Raw genomic sequence first — 13,419 nt, 5'->3', positions numbered from 1 at the left:
AGCAATTGATGAGGAATCGGTTAATTTCCCCTGGAGCAGAAGCTCACTCCCAGTAAGGTCAGGAGCGAGCCTTTACTTGCAGTTACCAGATCTTATGGTTACTTGATCCGGTTACTTGATCCAGACCTCAACCCTGCGGTTTTTCTCCCGACCAACTTCTGTCTTGTTGGAGGCAATGGGAAGTTCTTCACCCACGCAGAGCACATCACGTACAGGAAGCCCCATAGCCTCGAATTCTTCCTTTACAGCTTCTGCCCGCCGACATGATTTCCTGTAGTTTTCTTCGTATGGTCCTTTGCTGTCTGAAAAACCAACAAGGATAGTTTCTCCAGCCTGATTCTCTGCCAAGAAGTTCATTAACCTGTTCAGGTCACGCAAGCCTCTGTTGTCCAGCTTCATACTTTCTCCTTGAAAGCGAAAGCTTGCAGACAGTTTCCTGGCATTGCGCACGGTATTGAGATATTTATAGAGCTTCTGGAAGTTATGATTCATGCCGGAAATCTCAACCTTATGTTGCTTGGCAGTAATTGTCAGATCAACAAAGCGGTTTTTCCGAACATATTTTTGTCCTTCTTCTCCCAGGGCAAAGGCAATAAATTGTTGTGTATAGGGGTTGTCTGGCAGGGCCGGGGTATAGAGGTACAGTCGTCGGCTCACCGGGTAATCCTCAGTGGCAACAGTGAATACTGTGGGTTTGATGGCTGTGCCTCCGTCTGATACACTGAGTACCTTGTTGAATTTTACATAGGGAAGTCCGCAGTAGCCAATGGCGTTGATATCCGTATTGACTGCATCAGAAAGATCTTCATTGGACTCCCAGCGTTGTGCTGATGCAACGAGTTTATTTTTTTTACCCAGGATGAGGCTCTTAAAGGTGTCATGGGTGCCGGAGTTTTCATCACGGGCATGAACTTTTATAGGAGCGTCTTTGCCACCAACCTGTGACCAGTTATTAATTTCGCCGGTAAATATCTTGCCAAGGGTTTCCGAGGTCATCCGTGAGCGCAGGATATTGGCTGTATTAACAATTATGGCCACACCATCCAGGGCCAGGACATGCTCACTGGCAACGCTCTTCATATCACCAAGCGATGAAAGTGCTGCAACTTCTTTGTCTTTCACCCTTCGTGAGGCCATGGCAATATCGCATTTTCCTTCCTGTAACCCCTTAAAACCTGTTGAAGAACCATGTGCCTTTATTTCAATAACCTGTATAATGTTTTGCGCATTGAAGACACCCTCCACATTTACTTCAACACTTGGTATGATCTCTTTTCTGCGGACAGTATCAGCTCCTATTTTTTTGAGAAACGCCTCTGCCAGATCAGGTGCTAACTTAGCCCCTATGGTGTTAGAACCGTGCAGGCGCAGGATTGTTTTTGAGGTTTGAGCAAAAGCCTGCTGGCTACCAAGCGTTGCCATGAAAAATATCAGAGCTGTGATGGCAATCCATCCCTGATACTTTGTATTTCTTCTGGTCTTCTTCATGTTATCTCCTTGCATTTCCTGTTCATCTTGTCCGGATCGGACTGCTTATTATGTTGCGTGTTTTTTCACAAACAAGCTGTTGAATAATCCGCTAATTAAAGCGAAAAATATTCAGAGGAGATTAAGGGGAGAATAATAATCGGTTAAACAGTATTAAGGATGGGTTAGGAAGGACTGTGGATGTTTTTTATGACCCTGTTTTTCAAGATTTCTTGAGAAATATGTTGTTGCTGCCTATAGTAGATGTAGATATGTTAGGTGTAGATTTGATGAAGATGTTGCTGTTGAGTGATATTTCTAAAAACCGGAGTTTTTATGCCGAACACAGCCTATTTAGAGCATTATACAGTCGAGGACTATGTCCATTGGGAGGGTGACTGGGAATTAATATACGGTGCCCCTTATGCCATGTCGCCGTCTCCTTCCATTACCCAGCAGCGGTTGGCGAAGCGGCTCCTTGTCCTGCTGGATGTACAGTTGAAGGAATGTCCATTATGCGAGGTGCTGAGTGAGGTGGACTGGCATTGTGCTGAGGATATTATTGTCCGGCCGGATATTGTGCTTGTCTGTGATGTGGAAGGAGAGCGGCTGATTGAGACGCCGGAGCTGATCATTGAGGTTGTTTCGCCGTCCACAGTAAAACGGGATGAGCAGATAAAGCGGGTTTTATACCAGGAAAACGGGGTGAAAACCTACATCCTGGTGTATCCGCAGGAGCAAAAGGTGGTCATCTATCAGCTCGTCAAAGGCGAGTATCAGCAGGTCAGAGGAAAGAAAGAGCAGGTTTTTGATTTTCAGGTGCAACATTGCGCCATTAGGCTTGCATTGGATGAGATCTGGCAGGGCTGAGAAGGTCTCCTCATAACCATTTCTTCTTGCGAAAATACCAAAACAAGCCTGCCGGGATAATCAAAAAGAAAAGCCACAGGATCGGATAGGCCCATTTCCAGTGCAGCTCAGGCATGTACTCGAAATTCATGCCGTAGATCCCTGCTAAAAAGGTGAGGGGGATAAACACCGAAGCAAAGAGGGTAAGCACTTTCATGACCTCGTTCATTCTATTGCTGAGGCCGGAGATATAGAGCGAGGACAGACCTGCCAGCAGCTCCCGGTAGGACTCTACTGCTTCGCTGAGGCGCAAGGCATGATCAGAGACATCCCGGAAATAGATATTGGTCCGTTCGTGAATCAGCGGTGAGTCACTGCGCAGGATAGCACCAGTGAGTTCTTTGATCGGTACAACATGCTTTTTAATAAAGATCGCTTCTCGCTTGAGCTGCTGAATGGTTATTGGCATATCCTTGGTGGGCTCGGAAAAAAGGAGCCGGTCTTCCAGCAGGGTGATGGTATCATCCATCGTGTCAGTCAGATGGAAGAGCTGGTCAACCAGGATGTCGATCAAGGCATAGGCCAGGTAATCTGAACCCATGCTCCGTATTTTCCCTCTCCGGGTCTTGATCCGCCGAATCAGCGGCTGAAAGAGATCATCTGTCCTTTCCCGAAAAACAAATACCGCATTGGCAAGAATAAGCAGACTGATCTGTTCATGCTCGACCACCATCTCCTGCTTTTCTTCATTCTGTATTCCCGTGAGGTTACTGGAGACAATAAAGAGGTAGGAGTCGTAGACCTCAAACTTGGGGCGCTGGTGGGTGGTGAGGATGTCTTCGATAACAAGCGGGTGAATGCCTGCCATAATCCCTATTTCTTCTATAAGATCAACATCAGAAAGCCCTTCCACAGTAATCCAGGCCACGCTCTCACTGTCGTCAAACCCGGCAAGTTCTTTTGGCGAGCCAATGCGTTGCTGGTCAACGGTTTCTTTATTATAGGTGACAGAATGGATAGCGGTTTCCAGCTGGCAGAAATCACCTACATGGATCAGGGAACCAGGAGGCAGTCCGGTTTTTTCTGAGGGATTGGTCAGGGAGTCTTTGGAGCGGCCCTTTCTCTTGCTCAGCCTTTTTTTCGGGGAGGTCAAAAGCTGCTGCGCTCCTTTGCGCAAGCGCTTGAAGCTTTCTCCGGGATTTTTGCTTGGTTTCTGCACCTTGTATCTTTTGAGATAACTGAGGATATGTAATAATAACTTATTATAAGTTAAGCAAAGTCACAAACCCTGCCTGTTCAAAATGTTCATCCGAAGTCAAAGCATAAGTGATGCTCTTTTCTTTCATCACAATAAATGACATACAATCCACCAGTCCCCAATCTTTGTCCTGATATTTTCCGAACATTGCCAGAGCGGATTCAAACAGTTCTTGGGAAACAGGGACTATTGCAGTATGTCGGTCATTTTGGAGAAGCTGAATATATCTGAAGGCTTTATCGCGAAGATGAACTGAAGACAGCATGTTGCCGAATTCCATGAGAACAGCGGAAGTTGTGACAAGACGAACAGGTTTTTTTAATGTTTTGCTGAGATCTACGGCTTGTTTATGATATTGATCTCTTTTGTGGGTAATGGCAACCAGGTAGGAAGTGTTAAGAAAATAATTCACTTCTCCGGCCTCTTGGGTAGCCCGTAAAGATAATGATCTGTATTTAGCGACAGATCCTCCGGCCCCAGATCCTCCGCCTGTTCTGCTAACATATCCAAAACCGTTTTTTCCTGAACAGGTTGAACCAGGAAGTGTTTTTCGTCAAATTCCAGATGAATTTCATCCCCCTGGAGGTCGTTTAAAAAACGCAGCAGAATTTCATGAATTTTTTCTTTGTGGACTGTCATTTGTGTCATTTTATCTCCAGAGTTAAGGACGAACAAGGCTACAATTTTTGAAATTAGGGATATTGTAACATCAAGTTGTCATCACGTCAATTCAGCGGGATAAGGTCATGCATTCAGGGGGAAACCGCTTTATCCTCGTTCCTAGACAAGAATTTGATTTTGTTGTACTAAATCAGATCTGTGCTACTGAGGATGCCTTGCAGCAAGGCTGCCGGATCACAGTTTTCCAGTTTGCAGGGGCAGCTTTGCGGATATCGCTGAGATAAATTTCATGATGCTTGCCGATTCGTTGCTCTCCGGCTTCCTCAATAAAGCTGTGAACCTTTGCCACGGTCGGGCCTTCTTCTGAAAACGGGCCGACATGCAGGGTCTGAGCAGCCCTCCCTTCCTCAAATAAGGCAAAGCGTACCTGGGAAAGAGCAGAGGGATTCTTTTTTCGGGCCACTTCTTCTTTGGCTGTATCCACCATGTCCTCGGTTATATATTCCGGTTGCATGATCATGAGCGTCCAGAACCAATATTCTTTCTTGTCCACGCTGAATGCAGCCATATCATCTGCCCACCACAACCCTTCCAAAGGCATTACGCCGTAATCAATGCCTATCTCTCTTTTTTTGATCATAAATTTCAAGGTATAGGCAAGAGGATATAAGGCAGCAACAGCCTCCTGAAATGCCGGCGAGCTGTTGGGGTCACCTTGACCATCGATCATAAGAAAGTTCATTTCCGGGACATCAACCAGAACGACCTTCTTGGCAGACGGTTTATAGAGATGCTTCAGTTCTTTTTTATAGTCTCTCTTGTGCATTTCATTCTCTTCAAACAAAAGTCGGCTTTGTTCAGCCGCTGGCGTGCCGGTCAGATAGTAAAGGCTCTTCAGTCAGTCTGTACCCCTGTTGCGTATAAAAAAAATACTGCTGATCTAATCAAAAGCATCTGATCATCTTAACCGACCGCGGATGATTTTCATTCTGAATGATCCAATGACGATCCACCATTTTTAGAAAAATAACCTTTTCTTCATCTGTGCCGCTTCCGTCTTCTCTGCAATATCTCATCTTCACGGTCAGGGAAGCACTTGTCTCTGAAATATCTTCAGCAAGGAACTCAACAAGGTTAATCGAGGTGATCGGCTGCTCCGGTCGGTTTTCCGCCTTCATCCATCTGGCTGTGGCCTTGATATTCATGGCAGGATGCAGTTTTTTAGCCTCGGCAAACTGCTCTTTGTTCAAATAAGTAAGATAATCAACAACAACGTCTTTGGGAGAGGAGGGAGGGGACAAAAAAAAGCCTTTCAAATGGAGGGAAAGACCCAGCAACAGTAGGATCGCACCGATAACGACTGCGATTTTTTGCCGCTTCGGTGGGACGGTGATTACATTGCCCAGCTTGGAAACAATAGCCAGCAGGAGAAAAAAGAGTCCTGCCACGATGAGCAGAGAATGAACAGGGGAACCTATTAAGACAGCAACGAGTTTATCCATAGTATATTGATGTTATATTCTTCGGATCATTTTTTAACTGCTCATCTCACCTTCTTTTTTTTCCCGCCGCAGAACATAATATCCAGGGCTGCATAGAGCATGAGCAGGCCTATGGGGAAGAAAAAAAGGCTGAGTCCCAGGGGCAGCCAGGTGGCCTGCCAAACCCGCAGGGGCTTTTCTGGTTGAGAGCGGAGAAAGTCCTTGATCTTATCCGCCGTGTTTCTGGCAAGAAAGCCGCCGGTTTCATCAAAGCTGTTCAGGGGCACCTCATCCGAGTCGGTCTGGAGCACGACCCTGTCATTCACCAATCTTTCCGTTCTGCCGGAGCGCCGTACTTGGGTGATTTCCTTGCTCACAGAGGCATTTTTAAGATCAACGATAGAGGTTTTCTGTATCGGAATCAGGCCGACGGCCCGCTCTTCCAGGCGGCAGTTGACTTGATTCGGTTCCACGTATTCACAGGTCAGGACAGAGACCGGATATACATAAAAAAGCACCGAGGTGAGACCGACCATGAAGAGGCCGAAGAAGAGCAGGACGCATATCTCAAAGATTCTGGACTCTTTTTTCTTTCTTGTTCTTACCCGTTTCCAGTGCTGTTGTTTGGTTTTTCCTTTTTCGGGCCGGGTCGGAAGGCTTTGAGGAAGTCGAAAAGGAACTGAGCCTTTTCGCGGATTTTCGGGTAGGCGTTTTCAAATTCCCGGATGCGGCGGGAGGATTGGTACAGCCCTTCCATACAGCGGGAGGTGGCTTGCAGGCGTTGGTGATAGACTGACTGAAGCAGCCGCTCCAGGAGGTGCTCAATAGGTTCGAGATGCTTGACCTCGGCCAGGCCCTGTTCAAGGTCGGCCATGACCTCCGGGCTGAGGCGCAGGGTGTCGTTATGCTCCTGCACCAGTTCGGCGGTGTCGTCCACCATTCCCTGATAACCGGGCAGGGCCTTGTGCAGCGCTTGCACGTCCGCTCCGTCAAGGGGTGGCGTAAGCTCCACGCCCAGTAATTCCGCAACCTGTTCGATGGTGACATTATCGTTCGGCATTGTCAGTCCTCTCTGTAAAAGTTTGATAGGTATGAAATTACGTTAAACCTGCGTGTTTCTGCTGTCAAGGGAAAAAAAGGGGGGGAGGGTGCTATTTCGGGAAGGGCCGGGCTGGGTGGAGATAGGCGGCGTCTGGGTTGGAGGGAGGAGAGGGCTGGGTAAAGCTAGAGTGGTTCTTGGTTGAAGCAAGATGACTTCTAAACACAATCAGAAGAAACACTATTGAAATCTATCTCCGCCTTCTCCCTTTTTGAGCTGTCTGATAAACTAAAAATGTACCGAGAAGTAAAGAGAGAAAAAGAAAGGTTGCACTCCAGAGAAATACAAGGCGTACTCTAATAGTTGCAAGTGATTTTTGAGTCCAAAGGCGTTCAGCTTCATATTCTGCTTGTCTTAATTCATCCAGCCCTAACTCAGGGCAGCGAGAACCGAAAACATTACGAGCATCTGGAGTACAAATATTTCCTTTAGTAAATCGTTCGTTAGTTGTGGGGACTTGATAAGTGTATCTGGATAGATTCCAGAGATAGGTTATTCCGGCTCCAGCGAAGCTTATCAGGCTTATAAGTAAAACTGTATTGACAACAACACGTTTTGCTCCCTTGAATAATTGGAAGGAAACAGCAATAGTAATAAGTTCAATTATGGCGGTAACAAGAACAATCCCTGAAGGCCAAGGAGGAGATAGCTCCGCCAATGCAGCAGCAAAAGGTACTGTCGCACCACCTACTGACCATATAGAGAGCCATCTAAACTCTTTCAGGATGAATTTAAAATCATCTAGTCCTGTAGCCGCCATGAGCTTTCTTCTCTCTGCTTTGACCTTGGTCTTGTGAGATCACTACTGTTTGCCCGTATTCTACATTGGTAAAGGCAAGTGTACCTTTTTTAACAAAGCCATCTGGCCACACTGCATAATACTTATAATCGCCAGCAACATCAAATAAAAGTCCTTTTACATGCTCGCGCCAACGAGTGCATTTCGCTGGATCAAACGGATCAATCTTTTTTACCCGACAAAGTTCATAAAAAAAGGTGGGGATCAACCAAACTCTGCCGTTTTGAGGTACTGTTGATATATTTATACCAATTTCTCCAGCACCACAACCTCCTTCTACCCATACAGGTGAGAGATGTTCGGCTTGGGTTATACGATAAATATTTAAGAGTAAGGCTAGTTTTTTCAAGAAAGTAGCACTATCATCAAACAGATATGTTAATGGGAAATGAGAAGAAGCATACGCTTTAGAAACCATTTTTTTTTGATGCTTCTCTAACATATTAAGTGCGGGACGCCAAAGTTCTGAAGGATAATCAAGCTGATTCAAATTCCATTCAAGCACAACTATCCGAAAGGCCACATCAGCCAGCTCTTCAGCAAGAAAGTTTGGTTTGCTATAAAGATGAGTGGACAAAAAAGAACTTCCATGGTGACAATCAAGCAAATCAACTCTCCCGTCTTCCTCTCGGAAAAAAGTTGGATTTATATTTCCTGTATCAATCATTACCTGAAATGTACGTTTGATCAGGATATAAGCATTGTCTATATCCTGTGGAATTAAATTATCAGGAGGTTGCTTTCCGAAAGAGCAAGGAGTTCCCCAAACAAGAATAAGGAAAAAACAGACTGAAAAACTGCTGAAACATTTTGATAACATTTATACCTCCGTCTATTTTGGTTACAAGGGTACAGCTTAACTGCTACGCTTTGCCCAAATTTTTACTCCCTCTCAATCTCCAACCTTCCCCTGCGCTTTTACGTTAAAGCGAGTCGTTCTGTTTTGCCGGCCCGTTTCAAGGATTAAACGTACTCAAAAGCCCCGTCTTCTCATCCTCAGCAATATATAAATAACTCGTTGCTTCTTTGTCAGGGAGGACGTTTACAATCCGCCACGCACTGTGCAGCGAAACCTCCTCAAATGCTGCGTTTCTAAAAGGGCAGATCTGCTGAAAGGTTTCGATCTTTTCCCATCCAGCTCCAGCTTGGATTTGATCACGCCCTACAGAACTCGCCCAAGGAATCAGAGAGGTAGAGCCGGACAAGAGCCAATCGTAATTTACTCCATCTGCTAATGAAAAAAGCTGGACTTGCGCATCTTCTATCGCCACCCCGGAAGGCAATGCAAGGCCCGTTTCTCGCTGCACAACTTCCTTTGTCCTGGCTTGATGCTCGACCCAGAATTTAATAATGAGCGGACTGGCAAATAATCCCAGAACAAGGAGGAGTATGTAGGGTTGGTATTTTTTAAATTTTCCTTTGGACCTGCTCATTCTCCGCCCTCAATCTCCTCAACCCGCCCCTGCGCTTCCTCCCAAACCGCATACTGCCCCTCCAACTGCTTCGCCACTTCGTTATACTCCTTGCTGGTTTTATTCCAGCGGGGCTGATCCGCATAAAGCGCAGGATCAGCCATTAAGCCCTCCAGCTCCTCCTTGCGCTTTTCCAACGCTTCAACCTGTTTCTCCGCCGCCGCCGCCTTTTTCTTCCAGGGCTTGAGCTGCGAATTGAGCTGCTGCCGCAGTTGCGCCCGCTGCCGTCGTTCTTCCTTGCGATCACCTGAACCGGCAGCGTCCTGTTCCGTTTTCACAGGGACACTCTGTTGCTGCTTCTCCTGTTTCTGCACGGCAAGCTGTTCCTCTTCCATTCCTTTACGGGCCGCAAGGTAATCATCAATATTGCCTTCATGAAGAATCGCCCGTCCGTCCCGGATTTCCAGGACTTTGTTGACAAAGGAGTTCACAAAGGCCCGGTTATGGGAAACCACGATGATGCTGCCCTCGTACTGGGCCATTGCCTCCTGTAAAACTTCCTGAGAAGTTATGTCCAGATGGTTGGTGGGTTCGTCCAGGAGCATGAGGTTGGCAGGCTTGACCAGCATTTTTGCCAGGGCAAACCGCAATTTGCCACCGTCAGCAAGGTGCTCAAGGCCCTTGGTTGCAAATTGGCTGTGGCTTAGGAGGTGCTTAACAAGGTGACAGCACATGACAGAGCCAAGATCCAAAATAAGAAGCCAATCAGGATACTGATATCTATAAAAAGAAATGTTTTCGCCGGATGCTCGGATTGGTCCCTTTTCCACGTTGGCCTTCTTTTACCAAGCGTGAAAATGAAAAGGATGATTTCACCTGTAGAAAAGAAAAAAATTCCTACAATGAATCGGAACAAGACGTGAATAATACCTTCCAGCAGAGTACTTATCATTTCATGACCTCATTATTCTTTCCCCCATCACCTTTGTTCTGCTGGGTATTTTGCTATGTGCTGAACCAATGAATGTACATAATAATTGTGCCCGATTGGGTGCCCATTGTACAGCCCAAAAAATCGGTTCCATTGTTGATTTCGGTTGCGTAGGAAACCGGATTGTCAAGCGAGTTGAGCGACCACCAATCTCTATCAAGGGTCATATTGAAGTTTGGCTCATCCACTTTGTGCGTAAAAAGTTGGTTCTGTAAGAGTTCCGCTTTCTTTTCTTGAGGAATCATGACCTTCAACCATAGGGCATTGTCTATTCCAGAGCCAAGAAAGAAGTAGTTCAATCCCTTTGTTCCTGCTGGCAAATCAATCTCGGTGATTCGTTCAACCTTTGCGAGCACGGAAGCATCTATTTGGTTGCCCTTGAGTTCAACATCGTCGCCAAAATCAAGGCAACCTGACACTATGAAGAGAGCAAGCAGTAGCAGGGCGAGTAACGACCAATAACGTGAACGATAAGACATGGTGATAAAAATAGGGTTGGCCGACCGAAATATTGTCCAGTCGATCGGGCTCAATCAGATAATTCGGGTAATGCGTTGTCCGCTTTTGTTACACGCAAGCAAACTTCCGATCTTACATCCTTAAAACCACATGCTCCATATCCGCATCAGACCGATTAGAGCTGATACTAAAGCCCAGCTTGGTCACCAGACGAAGCATCTCATTATTATTGCGCAGCACATCCCCTTCCATGGTCTGCATGCCATGACTCCGGGCCGTATCAATAAGATGACGCATCAGCTGATGGGCAATACCCTGACGCTGCCATTGATCAGAGATAACAATGGCAAACTCACAGCTTTTTCCGTCCGGGTTAATGATATAGCGGGCAACCCCGATCTCGGTTTCCTTACCGTCCTTTTCCACCACCGCGATCAGGGCCATTTCCCGATTATAATCAATCTGGGTAAAGCTGGTCAGCATCTGCGGACTCAGCTCGGTCAGCGACTGCATAAAACGGAAATATTTGGTCTGCTCTGAAAGATTGCGGACAAAGTCCTGCTCAATCTCCGCATCCTCTGGCCGGATGGGTCGGATCACCATATCTGTACCATTGGGCAACTGCCGTCTGGTCACCAGATGGGCCGGGTAGGGGTAAATCGCCATATGACTGTAGCGGTCAGCAGTCTGGATATGATAATCCACCACAATACGGGCATCCACAGCAATGGCACCGGTTTCATCCACGATCAGGGGATTGATGTCAAGCTCCTTGACCTGGGGCAGTTCACAGGCGATCTCCGAGACCCGCAGCAGCACCTGCTCAAGCGATTCAATGTCCACTGCCGGCATATGCCGAAATGCGTCGAGCAGCTTAGACACTCTGGTTCGACTGATCAGATCGCGGACCAAGCGCCGGTTCAGGGGCGGCAGGGTGACCGCCCGGTCTCCCATGACCTCCACAGCAGTGCCGCCAGCTCCAAAGGTGATCACCGGGCCGAAAACCGGGTCTGTGACCAAACCAACCAAGAGTTCTCGGCCATTGGGTCGCTGGAGCATAGGTTCAATGGTCACCCCGTCAAGCCGGGCCTCTGGCCGATTCTTCTTTACTTCTTCCAGCATTTCGTTATAGGCACTACGGGCGGCCCGGGCATTGCTGATGCCCAAACGCACCCCGCCTGCATCGGATTTATGAGTGATATCTGGCGAGTTAATCTTAAAGGCAATGGGAAAACCAATAGTTTCCGCCTGGACCAAGGCCTCATTGGGTGAGCGGACAATACTGGCACTGGCTGTGGGGATGCGAAAGGCATGGAGCACGGCCTTGGATTCTGCCTCACTGAGCACTTTACGGCCCTCACCAAGTACGCTTTCAATGATCAGGCGCGCTCCTTCCACATCCGGGGCCTTGTCCCGGGACATGGGACCAGGTGTTTCCAGAAGCAGCTTTTGGTTCCGATTATAGTTAACCAGATAGGAAAAGGCATCCACAGCTGTTTCCGGGGTATTAAAGGTGGGGATATCTGCATTGCGAAGAATACGGCGTCCCTCAGCCACCTGAATCTCGCCCATCCAGCAGGTGAGCAACGGCTTTTTCTTGGTCTTGAGTCCAACCAGAGATTGGGCAACACCAGCAGGATCGGTCATGGCCTGGGGCGTGAGCAGGACCAACAAACCATCCACCCCTGAATCTTTCATACAGATTTCTACCGTCTGGGTATAACGCTCCGGGGTTGCATCCCCGATGATATCAATAGGATTCCCTTTGGACCAGGTCGCAGGCAGTACCTCATTCAATCGCTTCATGGTTGCCTCGCTCAACTCGGCCAAGGGCAACTCCAGATCAGCCAGTCGATCCGTGGCCATCACGCCTGGGCCACCTCCATTGGTGATAATGACCAGTCGTTCACCAGCAGCTCGAATAGGATAGGTTAAAGTGCCAGCAGCGGAAAAAAGATTGGCAATGCGGATACCGCGTACTACACCGGCCCGACGCAAGGCACTGTCAAAGACATCATCAGAACCCACCAAGGCACCAGTGTGCGACATGGCAGCCTTTGAGCCTGTGGCATGTCGGCCCACCTTGAGGGCAATAACTGGCTTAATCCGGGCTGCGGCCCGCAATCCGCTCATAAAAGAAAGGGCATCGTGAATGCCCTCAATATAGAGGAGAATGCTCTTGGTCTTGGGATCAGTGACCAGATAATCAAGAATATCACCGAAATCAATATCAGCGGAAATCCCTGTGGAAACCACAGCCGAAAAACCGATATCATTGGCTGCGGCCCAGTCCAGAATGGCTGTACACAGGGCACCGGATTGAGAAACCAGGGCAATGCTTCCCTCGTTGGCATTGCCCTTGTTAAAGGTACAGTTCAATCCAGTGCTCGGTCGCATCAACCCTAAACAGTTGGGCCCCATAACCCGCATGTCGTAGCGATGAGCGTTTTCCACCACGGCCCGTTCCAGCTTCAGTCCCTGCGGGCCGACTTCGCGAAAGCCCGCCGAGATGACCACGGCATCCTTGATACCGTAATTGCCGCAGGCATCAATGATGCCGGGCACGGTTGCCGCCGGGGTGGTGATGACCGCAAGATCAACCGGTTTGCCGATGCTCTTGAGATCAGGAAAGGCCTTACGGCCCTGCACTTTTTTATGCTTGGGATTAACAGGAAAAACATCGCCTTTAAAACCGCCTTCAATCATGTTTTTAAAGACCAGGTTACCCACTGCTCCCTCACGGTCGCTGGCACCAAAAACTGCAACAGCGTCTGGCTCAAACAGTTTGTTCAGATAATGTTTACCCATGATGACTCATTGGTTGAATATAAGTTGAATATTGGTTGCGTTTTTCTTTGCACCTACTTTACTGCGTCCTGTGAAGAACACAAGGCAAGAGCAAAAAAAATATTCCTTACCCTGGAAAGAGATTGCGCGCAAGATCATAAAATACATTATGATTGATTGACATCTCCTGAGTTAC

15 protein-coding genes are annotated in these 13,419 nt (G+C 47.6%); 1 reads left to right on the top strand and 14 read right to left on the bottom strand.

Annotation, left to right across the window (positions count from 1 at the left end; translation table 11 throughout):
- Positions 1 to 111: 111 nt before the first annotated feature.
- Positions 112 to 1,488: a substrate-binding domain-containing protein gene (locus L2082_RS02255; protein WP_446007746.1), complete on the bottom strand. Its 1,377-nt coding sequence runs from the start codon at positions 1,486 to 1,488 to the stop codon at positions 112 to 114.
- Between the two features lie 315 nt (positions 1,489 to 1,803).
- On the opposite strand from L2082_RS02255, the gene L2082_RS02250 reads away from it, so the two are divergent.
- On the top strand, positions 1,804 to 2,337 hold the full coding sequence (locus L2082_RS02250; protein WP_446007745.1) for a Uma2 family endonuclease: 534 nt from the start codon (positions 1,804 to 1,806) through the stop codon (positions 2,335 to 2,337).
- A 10-nt stretch (positions 2,338 to 2,347) separates the two neighbouring features.
- On the opposite strand, the gene corA is transcribed toward L2082_RS02250, so the two are convergent.
- The 13 genes from corA to L2082_RS02185 form a co-directional block, all read right to left on the bottom strand.
- On the bottom strand, positions 2,348 to 3,535 hold the full coding sequence (gene corA / locus L2082_RS02245; RefSeq protein WP_446007744.1) for a magnesium/cobalt transporter CorA: 1,188 nt from the start codon (positions 3,533 to 3,535) through the stop codon (positions 2,348 to 2,350).
- 43 nt (positions 3,536 to 3,578) lie between these two features.
- Positions 3,579 to 3,986, bottom strand: coding sequence for a type II toxin-antitoxin system VapC family toxin (locus tag L2082_RS02240; protein WP_446007743.1), 408 nt, complete (start codon positions 3,984 to 3,986; stop codon positions 3,579 to 3,581).
- Positions 3,983 to 4,222 (bottom strand): hypothetical protein, encoded by a 240-nt coding sequence (locus L2082_RS02235; protein ID WP_446007742.1) that lies wholly within the window; start codon positions 4,220 to 4,222, stop codon positions 3,983 to 3,985. The genes L2082_RS02240 and L2082_RS02235 overlap by 4 nt, the downstream gene beginning before the upstream one ends.
- Positions 4,223 to 4,385: 163 nt before the next feature.
- Entirely contained in the window at positions 4,386 to 5,021 is a 636-nt protein-coding gene (locus L2082_RS02230; protein WP_446007741.1) for a GyrI-like domain-containing protein, read from the bottom strand.
- A gap of 118 nt (positions 5,022 to 5,139) precedes the next feature.
- Entirely contained in the window at positions 5,140 to 5,697 is a 558-nt protein-coding gene (locus L2082_RS02225; protein ID WP_446007740.1) for a hypothetical protein, read from the bottom strand.
- Between the two features lie 41 nt (positions 5,698 to 5,738).
- A complete protein-coding gene (locus L2082_RS02220; protein ID WP_446007739.1) occupies positions 5,739 to 6,212 on the bottom strand; it encodes a hypothetical protein in 474 nt (157 codons plus the stop codon).
- 65 nt (positions 6,213 to 6,277) lie between these two features.
- The gene (locus L2082_RS02215) at positions 6,278 to 6,736 is read right to left on the bottom strand and encodes a hypothetical protein (protein ID WP_446007738.1); all 459 of its coding nucleotides are present in this window, start codon (positions 6,734 to 6,736) and stop codon (positions 6,278 to 6,280) included.
- 229 nt (positions 6,737 to 6,965) lie between these two features.
- Positions 6,966 to 7,535, bottom strand: coding sequence for a hypothetical protein (locus tag L2082_RS02210; protein ID WP_446007737.1), 570 nt, complete (start codon positions 7,533 to 7,535; stop codon positions 6,966 to 6,968).
- Positions 7,513 to 8,394: a hypothetical protein gene (locus tag L2082_RS02205; RefSeq protein WP_446007736.1), complete on the bottom strand. Its 882-nt coding sequence runs from the start codon at positions 8,392 to 8,394 to the stop codon at positions 7,513 to 7,515. The genes L2082_RS02210 and L2082_RS02205 overlap by 23 nt, the downstream gene beginning before the upstream one ends.
- Before the next feature lie 136 nt (positions 8,395 to 8,530).
- Positions 8,531 to 9,007 carry a hypothetical protein gene (locus L2082_RS02200; protein ID WP_446007735.1) on the bottom strand — a complete coding sequence of 159 codons (477 nt, stop codon included), beginning with the start codon at positions 9,005 to 9,007 and terminating at the stop codon, positions 8,531 to 8,533.
- Positions 9,004 to 9,816, bottom strand: coding sequence for a hypothetical protein (locus tag L2082_RS02195; RefSeq protein WP_446007734.1), 813 nt, complete (start codon positions 9,814 to 9,816; stop codon positions 9,004 to 9,006). The genes L2082_RS02200 and L2082_RS02195 overlap by 4 nt, the downstream gene beginning before the upstream one ends.
- A gap of 175 nt (positions 9,817 to 9,991) precedes the next feature.
- Positions 9,992 to 10,510, bottom strand: a complete 519-nt coding sequence (locus L2082_RS02190) for a hypothetical protein (RefSeq protein ID WP_446007733.1) — start codon at positions 10,508 to 10,510, stop codon at positions 9,992 to 9,994.
- A gap of 58 nt (positions 10,511 to 10,568) precedes the next feature.
- The gene (locus L2082_RS02185; RefSeq protein ID WP_446007732.1) at positions 10,569 to 13,244 is read right to left on the bottom strand and encodes a bifunctional acetate--CoA ligase family protein/GNAT family N-acetyltransferase; all 2,676 of its coding nucleotides are present in this window, start codon (positions 13,242 to 13,244) and stop codon (positions 10,569 to 10,571) included.
- Positions 13,245 to 13,419: the final 175 nt, after the last annotated feature.

The sequence above is a fragment of the Candidatus Electrothrix sp. genome, from assembly GCF_052785085.1.
Note: the sequence above shows the minus strand (reverse complement) of the source record. Positions and strands in the feature narration are given on the sequence as shown.

Bases quoted from the DNA above. Each gene is read 5' to 3' on its own strand.
- L2082_RS02225 (WP_446007740.1), bottom strand. From the start codon at position 5,697: ATGGATAAACTCGTTGCTGTCTTAATAGGTTCCCCTGTTCATTCTCTG.
- L2082_RS02200 (WP_446007735.1), bottom strand. From the start codon at position 9,007: ATGAGCAGGTCCAAAGGAAAATTTAAAAAATACCAACCCTACATACTC.
- L2082_RS02220 (WP_446007739.1), bottom strand. From the start codon at position 6,212: ATGGTCGGTCTCACCTCGGTGCTTTTTTATGTATATCCGGTCTCTGTC.
- L2082_RS02255 (WP_446007746.1), bottom strand. From the start codon at position 1,488: ATGAAGAAGACCAGAAGAAATACAAAGTATCAGGGATGGATTGCCATC.
- L2082_RS02230 (WP_446007741.1), bottom strand. From the start codon at position 5,021: ATGCACAAGAGAGACTATAAAAAAGAACTGAAGCATCTCTATAAACCG.
- L2082_RS02210 (WP_446007737.1), bottom strand. From the start codon at position 7,535: ATGGCGGCTACAGGACTAGATGATTTTAAATTCATCCTGAAAGAGTTT.
- L2082_RS02205 (WP_446007736.1), bottom strand. From the start codon at position 8,394: ATGTTATCAAAATGTTTCAGCAGTTTTTCAGTCTGTTTTTTCCTTATT.
- L2082_RS02215 (WP_446007738.1), bottom strand. From the start codon at position 6,736: ATGCCGAACGATAATGTCACCATCGAACAGGTTGCGGAATTACTGGGC.
- L2082_RS02250 (WP_446007745.1), top strand. From the start codon at position 1,804: ATGCCGAACACAGCCTATTTAGAGCATTATACAGTCGAGGACTATGTC.
- L2082_RS02185 (WP_446007732.1), bottom strand. From the start codon at position 13,244: ATGGGTAAACATTATCTGAACAAACTGTTTGAGCCAGACGCTGTTGCA.
- L2082_RS02235 (WP_446007742.1), bottom strand. From the start codon at position 4,222: ATGACACAAATGACAGTCCACAAAGAAAAAATTCATGAAATTCTGCTG.